The organism is Paraburkholderia diazotrophica (assembly GCF_900108945.1).
GTDB lineage: Bacteria > Pseudomonadota > Gammaproteobacteria > Burkholderiales > Burkholderiaceae > Paraburkholderia > Paraburkholderia diazotrophica.
On the sequence record NZ_FNYE01000077.1, the window covers coordinates 1 to 14,068 of the forward strand.

Consider the following 14,068-nt stretch of genomic DNA (forward strand, 5'->3'; position numbering starts at 1 on the left):
CTGTACGACGACCGGCTGGAGCTGTTTCTGGGCAGTACGGCCCTGATGACACTGCAGCGCGGCCGTGCGGGTCCCAAGGGCAAGCACGGCCACGTCATCAACTACCGGCACGTCATCCACGCGCTGCGCCGCAAGCCCATGGCACTGCTCAACCTGGTCTACCGCGATCAGATCTTTCCACGCGAGGCCTTTCGCCTGAGCTTCGATCGCCTGCTCGAGCAGCTCCCGGAGCGTCAGGCATGCAGGACCATGGTTGAACTGCTCAGCCTGGCCCACGAGCACAACTGCGAAGCGCAACTGGCCCAGGCGCTGCAGCAGTGCCTGGACGATGGACAGTTACCCGACCTGGACGCACTGTGCTCGCGTTTCGAAGCGAAGCGCACGAACAGCATGCCGGAGGTGAACGTCCAGCTAGCACCGCTGAGCGACTACGAAGCCCTGCTTGACGACATGACAAGGGAGGTGACGGCATGAGTCTCGACATCGACGCCACCCGCCTGTCGCTGCTGCTCAACGATTTGCGGCTGCCCGCCATCAAGCAGATCTGGTCCAGCTTTGCTGAACGCTCCGACACGGAAGGCTGGCCGGCAGCGCGTCTGCTGATGGCGCTGGCCGAACACGAGATCGCCGAGCGCGATCGACGCCGGGTCGAACGTCACCTCAGGGACGCAAAGCTGCTGCCGGGCAAGACACTGGAGAACTTCGATTTCGACGCGGTGCCAATGGTGTCGCGCGCGCACGTCTCGGCGCTTTGCGCTGGCGATGGCTGGTTGCGTAACGGCACCAACCTGATTCTTCTGGGGCCGAGCGGAGGGGGCAAATCGCACTTGTCGTCGGCCATCGGACTGAGCCTGCTGGAGAAGGGCTGGAAGGTCCTTTTCGCTCGCACTACCGACCTCGTGCAACGGTTGCAGGTCGCGCGCCGCGAGCTCGCGCTGGAGTCCGCAATCAACCGGCTGGATCGCTTCGATCTGGTCATCCTGGACGATTTCGCATATGTCAGCAAGGATCAGGCAGAGACGTCGGTGCTGTTCGAGCTCATCAGCGCCAGGTATGAGCGCCGTTCCCTTTGCATAACGGCCAACCAGCCGTTTGGCGAATGGGACAAGGTTTTCCCCGACCGGGCCATGACGGTGGCCGCCGTCGACCGGCTGGTCCATCACTCGACCATCTTTGAGCTGAACGTCGAAAGCTACCGTCGCCGTACTGCCCTGCAGCGCAAGCAGCAGGGACCGGGACGCCCGGCCAGTAGAGCGACACCAAAGAACGTTGGCGTGCCACCGACACAGGAGGATCAGCACGGCATCGACCTCACCGAATGACCCGCTGTTCTCATCCTGATTGACGCGCGGCTCGCACGCAAAGCTAGCCGGCGTCAATCAACCCGGCATCACCTTCCACGCCACCACATTCTCATCCTGATTGTCGCGCAGCCAGAATACCTGCGGCGTCACCATTACACAGCAATCCTCAACGACTGGTGGCTTCACCTTGATTGTCGCGCGACACCCACTCGCCCGCGTCAATCAACGCCGCGCGTCAATCAATAAACGCTTGCCAGCGTCAATCAACATCGGCATCATCATTTCTGCCGCGACATTCTCAACTTGATTGTCGCGCGTCTCTCATCCGGATTGTCGCGCCACACAGCCGCACATCTGGCTGCCTATGCCGGCCTTGCCCCGGTCACCCGACGCTCGAGTTCATCCATTCGGGGCGAACATCAGTCCCGACACGGTAACAAGGTGCTCAAGAGAGCGCTCCGTCTTTCGGCCTTTGCTTCCCGCATAACCCAATCTCAAGGGACTATTACGCGCGCAAGTTCCAGCAGTGTAAGCGCCACAATCAGGCGCTCATCGCTCTCGCCCGACGACCCTGCTACGTGCTGTTCGCCATGCTTCGCGACGGCACCCCCTACCAACCAAAATCCGCGCCTGTACTTGACGAATCAGATAAGGAGCATCCCCCGCAGCAAAGCGATCATCGCGGCGGCACGCCGTCAGGCCGCGCGCGAAGGCCATTTCAGCAACTACACGGCTACAGAACGCAGTAACCTCCTGCGCCGCGGTTGAAGCGGCAGCAGCAATGGTACCGCGGCCTGTCCAGCCCAAAAGAGGCCATACCTTATTACCGGATCATCGATTCGCGTCACAAAATTAGTTTAAGAAGGTCTGCAGAAGTCGTTTTCGTAGCGGTGATCTTTCAAACTGATCGCGGTCTGAACGGCGACGACATTCCTTGTGCGGAAATCGCCCGGTACGGTCACCTGTCAGGGCTGTGCCGGTGAAACACATGGCCACACCGACCGATCTTAAGCGTTTCGCAAAGCTCTGCGCGCCATCCACAAATTGCTCAAAGCGAACAACGTCGTGATCTGGGCAGTATTTTTCATCAAACCACGATAGCGGGTCTTTGCATAGCAGAACTGCCGCTTGATGACGCGAAACGGGTGCTCAACCTTCACGGATGCCGGCCTTGAGCCGTTCGATCTGATCGTGTATCGCGTCCAGAGGATCAGTCAGGTCCAGTAGTCTGCGCTTGCCCGGTCTCATCGCAACATGCCAATGAGCTGCGTCCGCCTCACAATGCTTTTCGATTCCCTGATACCCGGCGTCGGCGTAGACATCCGTCTCCTTGCCATGCAGTAACGCGTGGCCAACGGTGATGTCGTGCACATTGGCCGCCGTTCCAATGACTGTATGAACCAGTCCGGAGTCTGCGTCGACGCCAATGTGGGATTTCATTCCGAAGTACCAGTTGCCGCCTTTCTGCGTCGAGTGCATTTCGGGATCCCGGGTGCCGGAACCGTTCTTTGTCGAACTGGGTGCGGCAATCAAGGGTGGCGTCGACCGCGGATCCAGCCTTTAGCATCAAGCCCTTCTCCGTCAGGATCTCATTGACCAGTGCGAGCATTTGCGCGGCCAGTCCATGTGTTTCAAGCAGATGGCGGAACCGGAGAATCGTGCTTTCATCCGGCAAACGCACCATGCCGCCGTCGAGACCCGCGAACTCGCGATACAGCGGCACGTCGTACAGCGCCTCTTCCATTGCAGGATCCGACAGACCGAACCACTGCTGCATAAAATGAATTTGCAGCATCGTCGCGATCGGAAAAGGCGGCCGTCCGGTTTTGCCTGCCGGATAGTGCGGCTCGATCAGCGCAATCAGCTTCGACCAAGGCACAACACGCCGCATCTCATCGAGAAATTCCCGCTTGCGCGTGCGCTTGGTTGACAGATCCAGGCCAAGACCCAACTGCGACATTTCTCTTCTCCTCAACTAATTCGCGCTGCTTCCAGGATAGCTGAACGGGGCGTCAATGCCAGGACTTTTGCAGACGTTCCTTTACAGATCCAACCGCCGTACAGGAAAAGTGACATCGTTGCATTGTCCGCAAAGTGGCAACAGAGTCAGCGACGCGACGCTGTGTGCGGCCTGACAGCCGCAGCCGGCGGAACGGCGGGGCAGTGGTCGTTCGAGCAAACCCATGAATTCCTGACGCGGTCCGAACGTATAACACGCATGAATAAGCCCTTGGCGGCCGCTTTGTCGGGTCGTTTTTGCAGCAGAATATCGAGCACAGCGCCATTCGGCGACCGCTCGCCACAGCAGAGAACGTTCACCACACCGTGCAACGAACCTCCCGATCACGTCCCATGTCTGGCCCGGCCGACGTCGAATCTCCTTGCGCGCCGCAAGCAAAATCCCGCCATGCTACCCACTCCCGTCTTTCCAATCGAAGCTATGAGGGAAGCGTGCATTCCACCGCTGCGAATCTCAAAGAGGGCGACTCGGCGCGGTTAGCTTCTCTCGAATCCTCTGGTCAACTCCCAATCCGTTATACGGCGATCATATTCGAGCTGCTCCCACTGAGCCGCATGCACGTAATGATTGGTGACTGTGTCGCCAAAAACCTCGCGTAGCAAGGTCGAATCTGACGCGGCAGTGATCGCTTCTCGTAACGTTTTTGGAATTTCAGGTAGCTCGCCATCGAGATACGCGTCGCCGATCAGTGGACCCGGTAGTTCAAGTTTGTGATCGATGCCCGCAAGGCCAGCCGCGATTAGTCCGGCGAAAGCGAGATATGGATTGAGATCCGCGCCGCCAATTCGACATTCGACCCGCACGGCATGAGAGCCCTCGCCGCAAACGCGAAAACCAGCGGTTCGGTTATCAAGACTCCACACCGTTCTCGTTGGGGCGAAGCTCCCTTTCTGAAATCGCTTATACGAGTTAACGTACGGCGCCAGGAACAGCGTAATGTCTCTTGAATACCTCAAAAGTCCCGCGAGATAGGAACGCATAAGATTCGACATGCCATAAGGCGAACTCTTCTCCAAAAAAAGCGGGGTTCCATCCAGTGTCCATAGGGAAGAGTGAATATGGCACGACGATCCCGGAAGCCCGTAGTTCCATTTCGCCATATACGTAATCGCTTTCTTTTGCTGCGAAGCAATCTCCTTGCTGCCATGCTTGATCATCGTATGTTGATCTGCCATCATCAAAGGATCGGCATAATGTACGTTAATTTCTCCTTGACCAGCACCCCATTCTCCTTTTGAGCATTCGATTGCAATTCCTGCTTCATGCAATCCATTCCTTATTGGACGCATGACAGATTCTTGGCGCGTCGTCGACAAGATATGGTAATCATGACTGTATGTTCCACATGTCGTCAGGTCGCGGTATTTCTTTACCGACGTTTCCTCGTAGGTCTCATTGAACAGATAGAACTCAAGCTCCGACGCGAAACAGGCACTCATTCCCCTCTCCGTCAGGCGGCTAAGCTGTTTCTGCAGGATCTGCCTCGGCGAATGCGCAACCGGCTGGCCGCTCTGATCCAGAACATCGCAAATTACCAATGCAGTCCCTTCCAGCCATGGAAGTCGCCGTAACGTCGAAAGATCAGGCTTGAGCACGAAATCGCCATACCCTTCTGCCCAGCTGGCGCTGGCGTAGCCGGCGACCGGTTCCATCTCCATATCGTTTGCCAGCAAGTAATTGCAGGCGTGCGTTTCCAGATAGCCGCTTTTAACAAAAAAGTCGCCGTGAAATCGCTTCCCTATAAGACGCCCTTGCATGTCAACCATGCAGACGAGCACAGTATCAATAACACCAGAAGCAACCGCTTGTTTCAATGCGTCGAATCTAAGACTCATCACTCACATCCCTAATAAACTTTCCACGCAAATTCAATTTCTTCAAAATAGAACCTTGATCATCAAAAAATCTCAACGAAGCGTATTAAAAACGGTCTTGTATATCTGGCCAACCCAGTTTCCGAATAACAGATGCGCATGACTTCGCCAGCAATTTCTGGGGCGCAGGGTTTCACAATCGTCCGAAAAATAATTTTTAGGTAAACTTGTGCGCCGACCGATTGACCGATCACGAAAATATTCATCCGCTAGCGTCTGTGAGTCATACTCGATATGATTGAAGATGTGTAGAGAATGATGCTTCGGGTCATCAAGAAGGCACAGACCCGTCTCTGGCGATTCCATGAGCACGGATATACCACTGCTAGACGGAATATCCGTGCTTCTCATTTCTGTCCACCGAGAAACTGGAATAAAAAAATCATCCGAAAAACCCTGCAGATAAGGCGACGTGGACTCTAGGCTACGATGCCTGAAAATACCGAAAGCCTTCTCCGTCAGAGCGTACTTGGGCAAACCGTGGAAATGATGCATCGCAGCTTGCGCTGCCCAGCAAATGTTGAAGCAACTTCGAGCGTTGGTTTGTGTCCAGTTTAGGATTTCGACAAATTCCTTCCAGTATGCGACTTGTTCGAACGGAATCGACTCAACCGGCGCGCCCGTGATGATGAAACCATCAAAGACCTGCTCCATTACGTCGATCCAATCTCTATAAAAGGTCGTCAGATGACTCACCGGTGTATTTTTTGGCGAGTGGCTTGCGATTTTTATAAGCGTAAGGTCGACCAATATAGGTGTTGCGCCGAGCAGGCGTGCAATCTGAATCTCCGTCTCGATTTTGTTGGGCATGAGATTAAGCAAACCAACGTGTAAAGGCCGGTCGCGCGGACACAATACACTGTCGTCCGCCATCACTGTGATGCCTTCTGTCTGCAGCACGGTCACAGCGGGCAATCCTTTCGGCACTTTAATAGGCATAGATCTACAGTCTCCCTTTCAATCTAGACGGTGCGTAGAATTGCAAATGGCATTCAGACAGAGGCATGCGGAATCTTCAGCAAGATTAAAGGAGCAAGCCAAGTGCGATGCATGCGTACAGTGCGCCTGTTATTCTTTCCAACAAGGATTTGTTCTTGAAAGCGATGCTCGCTCGATGCGCAATAAACATATAGGTACTATAGACCGCGACAGAGATGGCGGTTGCGGCAACACCCATTGAAACTGCTTGAGTAGAGTACGAACCATACGGGCTGATAAAGCTCGGATATGTAAGCAGTGTGGCTATCCACCCTTTAGGGTTGGCCAAAGAGACTAAGAGTGAATCGACAAACGTCTGCTTCGAGCTCCAATTCGCCGTTTCTTCATCGCTCGACGCCGATTTTCCACAGAAAGTAGTAATGGCGAGATATATAAGATATATCGCCCCCGTCCACCGTAAATAGCTCAATATCCATTGGTTACCACGGATGAACAAGCCCACACCCGATAACACGACTGCTGCATGAATTGCAGCACCGATTCCGAATCCGACGGCGCCTGGAATTGCAATTTTGAGTCCGTGTTTAAGTGTTTGCGCGACGGCAAACGCGACGTTCGGTCCCGGCAAAACTACTGCGGCAGTAAAGGCAACGAGGAACAAAGCAAACAAATGAAAATCCATTGACTCCGCCAATTCTGTTTAAATATTGCAGAATGGAAGGAACAGCGACCTGAGAATCCGACCTCGATCGCTACTTTTTCCACCGCTGCGCCATATAGGCGTCGCAGGCGCGCCCAAATGCCTTAAAAATATTTTGGCTCGCGTTATCCTTGGTAGCGTGCCATTCAGGATGCCACTGAAGCCCGAGCTGAAATGTTGGTGAATTCCTATATGAAAGCGCTTCTACAATATCATCATCTGCAACTGCTTCCACTTGAATACCTCCACCCAGCGTGGCAACGCCTTGCTTATGCAACGAATTGACTTGTAGCTCTCCGCTCTTGACAACCGACGACAGCAATCCACCAGAAGCGACTTTCACCGAGTGAACAGGTAGATACTGCTCGTCGCGAGGCAGATTTGCGTTTTCTGAATGCGTAATTCCTTTTTGCGACAATGACAAATCTTCGTGCAGCGTGCCGTTTCTATAAACGTTCATCTCCTGCAAGCCGCGGCAGATCCCCAATACGGGCATCTGAAGCTCTCCGGCTGCCGTCAGTGCGGCCCACGACAACCGGTCTCGCGGACGATCAGTCTCACCGGGGACAACATCGTCTTCGGTGCGTGCCCATACGCGCTCGTTCATGCACAAGATATCGGGATCAAGATCGGATTCGTCGCCCGTCAGCACAAGTCCGTCGAGACGGCGCATCACTTCACGAAATGTGCGGATAGTCGCGTCCGATGGGTGATCTCCGTCTATCGTCGGTAAAATGACGCACTCGACCGAAGCGTACTTCATCAGTGCCTCGATATAGCGCCGCCGCAACCAGTCGCGGTGGACGCCGTCGCCAAGATGGCGATTTGCGGTAACCCCAACAACGGCGCAACCCATAGGACGATCCTTGTCCATCATTACGCTCGCTCCTCGCCCGGCAGGCGCTCAAGCTGAGCCTCGTACAGCCGCCGGTTCCGTTCAAGAAGTTGGCTGATGACACTTGGCTGCCCTTTGGGCCCGCGAGCGAAGAGTCCTCCCCATGAATCGGCAATCTCGGCATATTGCGGATCGCGTAGCCTGATCTTTTGTGCCCGCTTCAGGTGCCAGAAGGGGACGCCAGGCGAGAGGTGATGTTCCAGATGATATTCGTCAAGATTGGCGCCGAACAGCAGCCGCTCGATCAGATTACCTTTGCGATTGCGCGTCAGATAGACATCGTCGGTTTCCGTCTCGCACATTGGAGAATGTTCCGCAAGTTCAATGAACCAGCCCAATGCCTGAAAGGTCGTCAGATAAGGAACCAGCCAGAACAACACGAGCATATCAAGCGATTTTGCCTGAATGAAACCGAGGACAACGATCAGCCAGAATACTGCGAATCCGTAAGTATCGATGGCAGATCCCAGCCTATCGATGTCCTTCCGACCTTCGCGTGAAATGAGAAACCGGTTGTTCCATAGATATTTGAGGTAGCGCAACGTTGCACCGCCCAGCATCGCCTTCCAGACGACGGAGAACGCGTATTCACGTGGATGACGAATGTCATATACGCCCGACGATATGAAGAACTTCAGGTCAGGATCTTTCTCCGGGTCGCCGAGATGAGGATGATGCAGATGAACATGAGAGTAGCGATAAGCCCAATGACGCTGCAGAAGAGGATATGCTGCAAAAACAATCCCGAGAAAATAGTTCCATCGGGTGTTTTTTGCAAGTGTCCGATGTGCCGCGTCATGGGCGATCGTGGTCAGCCCCCGTTGTTGGGCGCCAATGATTAGCGCTGCAATAGGGTACAGCCACCACGATATTCGCATAGTTGCGTAAGCACACGCCAGAATCACCAGATAGTCCTTCACAATATAAAGTGCGCCGGTGATGTTATCAGGCTTCAATTCCGACAACTCACGGGTAATGTCGCGCGAGAAGCGGGAGGTCCTGAATCGTTTGCCTCGCAGTTGCCACGCTTCACAAATTTCCATGATGAAACATCCTCCATGAAAGATCGACGTCAGACGGCGTCCAGTCCTTGTTGAATATCCGCGACGATATCGTCTACGTTCTCGATGCCGACACACAGGCGAATGGAACCATCAAAAATACCGGCGGCCTCACGCTGTTCTTTTGGAACAGTCGTGTGAGTTGTAGACACTGGATGTGTGACCAATGTTCGCGCATCACCCACGTTTGATACGTGGTACATGAGGTCGATGTTGGTGATGAATCTGCGTCCGGCTGCTTCATCGGCCAGTTCGAACATGATGATCGCGCCATAACCGACACTCGTGTCAACCAACTCGTCAACAAGTTCGCGTTCGTATCCATAGGACAGCGAGGGATATGACACACGCTTGACCTTCGGATGCTTTATCAAGAACTCGGCAACGGCCAAGGCATTCTCACAATGCCGTTGCATGCGAAGATGAAGTGTTTCGAGCCCTTGAATCAACTGAAAGCTGGAGAACGGACTAATCGCGGCACCGGTGTCACGAAGCCACGTCATCCGCGCCTTCAGCAAATAGGGACTTGCTCCTAGGTCGTCAAGTTTAAGAACAGCCTCTTTCCAGAGGATGCCACCATGGGCTTCGTCCGGTTCGTGAAACAACGGGAACCGGACTGTGTCATCGAACGCGAAGCGCCCGTTATCTACAATCAATCCGCCGAGCGTCGTTCCATGGCCGCATAGATACTTCGTCGCGGAATATGTGGAGATGCTCGCGCCCAAAGAGGCGGGACGGCAGACCAAAGGAGTTGTGGTATTGTCAACGATGACAGGAACCCCATGCCTTTTCCCGATCTCCGCGAGCGCCGCGATTGGCAAAGGGACAAGACATGGGTTGGAAAACGCCTCTCCGAATATTGCAATGGTTCTGTCATCGGTCAGCAATTCGAAAGACGATATGTTCTTGGGATCTGCGCATCGCGCCTCGATGCCCAGCCGTTTAAATGTATTGAAGAGGAGATTCCACGAATTTCCATACAAATACTTCGATGCAACTACGTTATCGCCTGGCGTTCCGCTGCACAGGTTAGCGATGGCAAGAAAGGTTGCGGCCTGTCCCGAAGCTACCGCAAGAGAGTCGCTTGCACTCTCCACTGCGGCAAATCGCTTTTCGAGAATACGCGTCGTCGGGTTGATGATCCTGCTATACGTAAACCCGTCTTCCTTGGCGTTGTAAATTCCGGCAATCTTTTCCAGATCACCTTCAAGCTCATAGGCTGTTGATTGGTAAATAGGCACCGACACGGCCTTTGTCACCGGGTCATGGCGATAGCCAGCATAAAGAAGTGCTGTTTCTCTGGACATCGGTACGTTGGCGTTGTTTCTTGACATATCACAAGACCTTTTCCACAGATCGGTTTTTGGACGCCGATAAGTATTTCCTAACGCCTCGATTGGCGTCGAAAAAATCTTGAAACGCAATTTCCAACAGTCGAATCCACATCAAATCGATGCGCCCCATACAACCAATCCTGAAGCTGCGAGTCTGAGAATGCAACTTTGTATAGATGTAGAGGTTGTAGTCCACCAGATGGGCGTATAGCGCGTCGAGATCTTTTTGCGTACGAATGACATTGGGTGCAGTAAGGGCAAGGCATACCGGCGACCGTATTCTCGCGTTTAAAAGAGGAGAAGCATACGGCGCGGTTGCTTCTATAATCGCGTCGCGTACAGATCGGTAACGCTCACCGCGGCGAAAGACGCCCTCGATGGTCAGTCGCTCAAGTGCTTTGGCGCAAGCCTGAATGACATGCGTTGGAGGAGTGGAGCGCCATTCACCGGATTTCTCAAAACTGTTCCATTGGTCTCGAACATCCAGCACGAAGGAATTCATATGTTTAACTCTGCTATTAAGCATCTCCAGTGAAGCGATTACAAACGACACACCCGGCGGACCTTCAATGCATTTATTGCTAGAAGTGACAAGGACGTCAAATTGCACTTGCTTGGCGCTAATCTCCACCGCACCGAAAGAACTCATTGCATCTATGATCGTTCTTACACCATGCTTCTTTGCTAGTTCTACTATCGGTCTAAGCGGATTAATAACGCCAGTGGTGGTTTCGCAATGCACGAAGCAGAGATGTGTAACCGCGGGATTTCTTCTCAGATATTCAGCGATTTTGGATGTTGAAAGTGGCTCGTCACATGGAGCGGTCATGCTGACAACATGGACACCACGGAGTTGCAGCATCTTTAACATCCGCTCACCATAAATTCCATTGATGCAGACGAGAGGACGATCGGAAGGCGCAACAAAGGAAGCCAACGCGGCTTCTATGCCGTAGGATCCACCGCCTTGCATCGGGATCACCGAGTAGGCGTCTCTACCGTCAACTAAATCAACTATTATATTTCTTACCTGAGCCGTTATCGTCTTGAAACACGCGTCGCGCGAGCCGACGTCATATTGCATCTGCGCCCTAACCTCATCGCTCAACGTCAATGGCCCCGGCGTCAGTAAGAAATGATGCGGTACAGTCATGTATAACACTCCACGATCGAAGATGATTATGTGAAAGCGTGAACGGTATATTCTGGCGTTCTTGAATACGCGCCACGTGACATATATTCCATTGCATTTCTTATCATTTTTGCCTTGTCTGAGCCTTCACGAAACCGTTCGATTTTTCGATATGCCCCTTCCTTCTCACCTTACCCCGCCCCAGATCATTCGCTTTTACGCTCACTTACGGTCATCGCCGAACCTGTGTATTGCAAGTGCTTCAAATGTCGTTCACTTGCGCGAAGATTAGCGTTCCGCCACACGAGGCGAAATGCAATTTTCGCCACGACCTGCGATGAGTTCATCCGAACCAACCCAAACTACTTGTCAGCAGTTGAGGCAAACGGCATGCAGACGAAACGCGCACAGCACCCGCAAGCGTCGCCATCGCCTACCGCCCCAAGTCCGTTGTTGCTCATCTTGCCACAGTGAGACATGTTGTTAGCATGAATCTTTCTGATGCGTATCTAACGATTTTTAATAGCCACGTGCATCGTCAATCATCGATTGGTTGTTACCGTTACACAAAAATTAACTACGATTTGAAATAAGAAACCACCAACCTTAAGTCGATTTTTTATCAACATGATGATGCACGCATTGAGTGAGCTTTTTCGGTACCAAACTCCAGCATCACTGGACAGTTTTTGCGTTTCAATGCATATTGCTGGACTAACCGGACAGATAAAATTTTCTCTAACACATTGCATGCCCACTTCCTCATCCTTCGCTCGTGGTCGCATTGATGGGTAGAGAACACGCAGTGCGACCGTCGATAATCAGCGAAGATGTCGGGAGCTGGTAGCGTGTCCGCGCTGAAGCGATCGCCGAGGAATTGGTCGAATTATCTGCTCTCCCGGTCCGGGAATAGGCCGTCAGTCAACTAAGAAAGAGGCGCATTCCGCAGATTTCGAGACCTCAAGCGCGGGCACGCTTTACCTAAAAGCACTGGCGGTACTTCTCGCTCATCCGGCACTTGCTGCGCGTTTCGCTCTATCGAAGAAAATTCGGCAAAGTTTTGCCGCATCGCATTTGTTAATACCGCAGATCGGCAATATCAAAGTCGTTGTGACATTTACCAATCAGAGGCGAGCGCCATATCATTCCGTCTTACCCGTCACGCGCCGGGCTTCTACAGTGACGGGAAGCGCGGTATCAGGTGCCATTTCGGGCAGCTCCAGCTGCCAGCCGTTGGCCAGCGTAATGAGCCCGCCCCACATATGTGCGCGTGCAACGGAAACGATCGGCTCCTCAAGATCTTTCTTCGGGACATAAGCGGTCAATGCTCCTCGTCTATCCTTGCGAATCGTCACTTTCACGTCTGAAGCTCCTCAGTCTGTGTGGGAAACTTATGCCGCAGGCCCCATCGTCTTTGAGTAACAAGGAGAGCGGACGTCGCAGCTCTCGGGCGCGTGTGCCGTGCCGCGCGGCAACTCGTCGACAGTCATGGACCTAGCTATCCTTTATCGGATAACAGCCATTGGTGCAAGCGCGATTTCTTTCACGGACACCCATCTTCGCCCCGGTCGGGATATCCGCCATCGTTGCGGGGTCGTCCAGAGCAGCGACGTACATTCCCCACCGATACGCCAGCAACGAATGTAACGTCCACCAAATACATCTCCGCTGTGTCGACGCACCAATGTTACCGTCGCGCCATAGCTACCTCATCTCTCGTAGGGACACCGATCGGACGAATAGCCGTGGCCCGCTCGCCCAGACACGCGAGCACGTCATCGGGAAGATAATCGAGCGTGCACAGTTCCTTCGCGCGCATGCCGACCTTGCGATCTGTTTCAACGAAATGAACCGCATAGATGTAAAACCGCTGCAGGAACATGTCGATCCGGGTGACATAGCCTGCGTCGCCCTTGTTCACGAGAAGCTCGCCCATATTCTTGCCGGTGTAGGTGCCATCGTTGCGAATTACCGAGCGCGCGATCACACGCTCGCCAATGCTGAACGATGGCGCACACGCGACCTCGATGGCGTCCTCGTTTTGGAAGTCACCCATCATTTGCTCCTGCGAAAGGCCAAGGTGTGCACTTCACGATGCTGGTGGCGGCAACAAGGGGCGCCCGTGTCCGATCGCACCCACTTCAATGCGCCTGACACCGGGTTCGCCTTCGCTGGCGGCAACACCAGGTCCCTGATTGTCCTTCATGAACGCGAAACCCGACCGATCAGGTGTGTCGACGAAGTCGATCGTCACACCGTCCAGCAGCAGGCGGCTTTCTGCGGGCAGGAAAAGACGCAGACCATTGATCTCCATCGCCTCGTCGCCTGGCTGCGCCCCGGTTACGGCACTGAATCCGGCATCGTATCCAGAGCAGCCGCCAGAGTTCACAAGCAGACGAAAACCCGCACCAGATGGCAAGCCGGAAAAGCGCACAATACGGCGCATGAACTTTTCGGCAGCGGGTGTCACGGTAAGGTTGGGCAGCATGGTGTCGGTCCTGTCAAAGTGAGCAGTCGTTAGACGCAAGTGGCGCGATGCGCGGGGAAACGGGGCTAGGCCGGAACGATGCATCCGTCCACGGGGCACACCGCCACGCATTGCGGAGTATCGAACTGGCCGTCGCACTCCATGCATTTCTTCGGATCGATTGCAAAGACACCGTTTTTCTCACTGATGGCGATATTGGCGCACTGCGGCTCGCAGGCCGAGCAGCCGGTACACGTTGACGCAATGATCTTCAGGGCCATGCGACACTCCTTGCAATGATGATCGGTGTAAGCCCGGTGAGACAGGCATGACTATCCTGCC

Annotated in this window: 12 protein-coding genes and 4 pseudogenes; 4 read left to right on the forward strand and 12 right to left on the reverse strand. The window is 53.9% G+C overall.

Going from position 1 to position 14,068, the window contains the following annotated elements; genetic code table 11:
- From BMW76_RS39260 to BMW76_RS42375, 4 genes and pseudogenes are all read left to right on the forward strand, one after another.
- A pseudogene (locus BMW76_RS39260) lies at positions 1-474 on the forward strand (IS21 family transposase); the annotation flags it as partial.
- Entirely contained in the window at positions 471-1,322 is an 852-nt protein-coding gene (gene istB / locus BMW76_RS39265; protein WP_016347309.1) for an IS21-like element helper ATPase IstB, read from the forward strand. The pseudogene BMW76_RS39260 and the gene istB, both read left to right, overlap by 4 nt.
- A gap of 324 nt (positions 1,323-1,646) precedes the next feature.
- Positions 1,647-1,933, forward strand: a pseudogene (locus tag BMW76_RS39270) (transposase); the annotation flags it as partial.
- Between the two features lie 34 nt (positions 1,934-1,967).
- Positions 1,968-2,072, forward strand: a pseudogene (locus tag BMW76_RS42375) (FmdB family zinc ribbon protein); the annotation flags it as partial.
- Positions 2,073-2,311: 239 nt separating this feature from the next.
- Here the strand turns inward: BMW76_RS42375 and BMW76_RS39280 are convergent.
- The 12 genes and pseudogenes from BMW76_RS39280 to BMW76_RS39335 all read right to left on the reverse strand — a co-directional run bounded on the left by BMW76_RS39280 (position 2,312) and on the right by BMW76_RS39335 (position 14,007).
- A pseudogene (locus BMW76_RS39280) lies at positions 2,312-3,264 on the reverse strand (IS5 family transposase).
- 536 nt (positions 3,265-3,800) lie between these two features.
- The gene (locus BMW76_RS39285; protein WP_012406807.1) at positions 3,801-5,159 is read right to left on the reverse strand and encodes a glutamine synthetase family protein; all 1,359 of its coding nucleotides are present in this window, start codon (positions 5,157-5,159) and stop codon (positions 3,801-3,803) included.
- A 72-nt stretch (positions 5,160-5,231) separates the two neighbouring features.
- A complete protein-coding gene (locus BMW76_RS39290; protein ID WP_090874076.1) occupies positions 5,232-6,137 on the reverse strand; it encodes a homoserine O-succinyltransferase in 906 nt (301 codons plus the stop codon).
- Positions 6,138-6,222: 85 nt separating this feature from the next.
- Positions 6,223-6,819, reverse strand: a complete 597-nt coding sequence (locus BMW76_RS39295) for a LysE family translocator (RefSeq protein WP_177200637.1) — start codon at positions 6,817-6,819, stop codon at positions 6,223-6,225.
- A gap of 70 nt (positions 6,820-6,889) precedes the next feature.
- Positions 6,890-7,714 (reverse strand): gamma-glutamyl-gamma-aminobutyrate hydrolase family protein, encoded by an 825-nt coding sequence (locus BMW76_RS39300; protein WP_090874078.1) that lies wholly within the window; start codon positions 7,712-7,714, stop codon positions 6,890-6,892.
- Positions 7,714-8,775 carry a fatty acid desaturase family protein gene (locus BMW76_RS39305; protein WP_012406803.1) on the reverse strand — a complete coding sequence of 354 codons (1,062 nt, stop codon included), beginning with the start codon at positions 8,773-8,775 and terminating at the stop codon, positions 7,714-7,716. Before BMW76_RS39305 ends, BMW76_RS39300 begins: the two co-directional genes overlap by 1 nt.
- A 29-nt stretch (positions 8,776-8,804) precedes the next feature.
- Positions 8,805-10,127, reverse strand: coding sequence for an O-acetylhomoserine aminocarboxypropyltransferase/cysteine synthase family protein (locus BMW76_RS39310; protein WP_012406802.1), 1,323 nt, complete (start codon positions 10,125-10,127; stop codon positions 8,805-8,807).
- Position 10,128: 1 nt separating this feature from the next.
- On the reverse strand, positions 10,129-11,280 hold the full coding sequence (locus tag BMW76_RS39315; RefSeq protein ID WP_090874079.1) for a 2-aminoethylphosphonate--pyruvate transaminase: 1,152 nt from the start codon (positions 11,278-11,280) through the stop codon (positions 10,129-10,131).
- Positions 11,281-12,401: 1,121 nt separating this feature from the next.
- Positions 12,402-12,620, reverse strand: a complete 219-nt coding sequence (gene nifT, locus BMW76_RS39320; RefSeq protein WP_012406800.1) for a putative nitrogen fixation protein NifT — start codon at positions 12,618-12,620, stop codon at positions 12,402-12,404.
- A 326-nt stretch (positions 12,621-12,946) separates the two neighbouring features.
- On the reverse strand, positions 12,947-13,318 hold the full coding sequence (locus BMW76_RS39325; protein WP_090874080.1) for a nitrogen fixation protein NifZ: 372 nt from the start codon (positions 13,316-13,318) through the stop codon (positions 12,947-12,949).
- A gap of 30 nt (positions 13,319-13,348) precedes the next feature.
- Positions 13,349-13,747, reverse strand: a complete 399-nt coding sequence (locus BMW76_RS39330) for a HesB/IscA family protein (protein WP_012406772.1) — start codon at positions 13,745-13,747, stop codon at positions 13,349-13,351.
- 65 nt (positions 13,748-13,812) lie between these two features.
- Positions 13,813-14,007, reverse strand: a complete 195-nt coding sequence (locus BMW76_RS39335) for a 4Fe-4S dicluster domain-containing protein (RefSeq protein WP_012406771.1) — start codon at positions 14,005-14,007, stop codon at positions 13,813-13,815.
- Between the last annotated feature and the right edge of the window lie 61 nt (positions 14,008-14,068).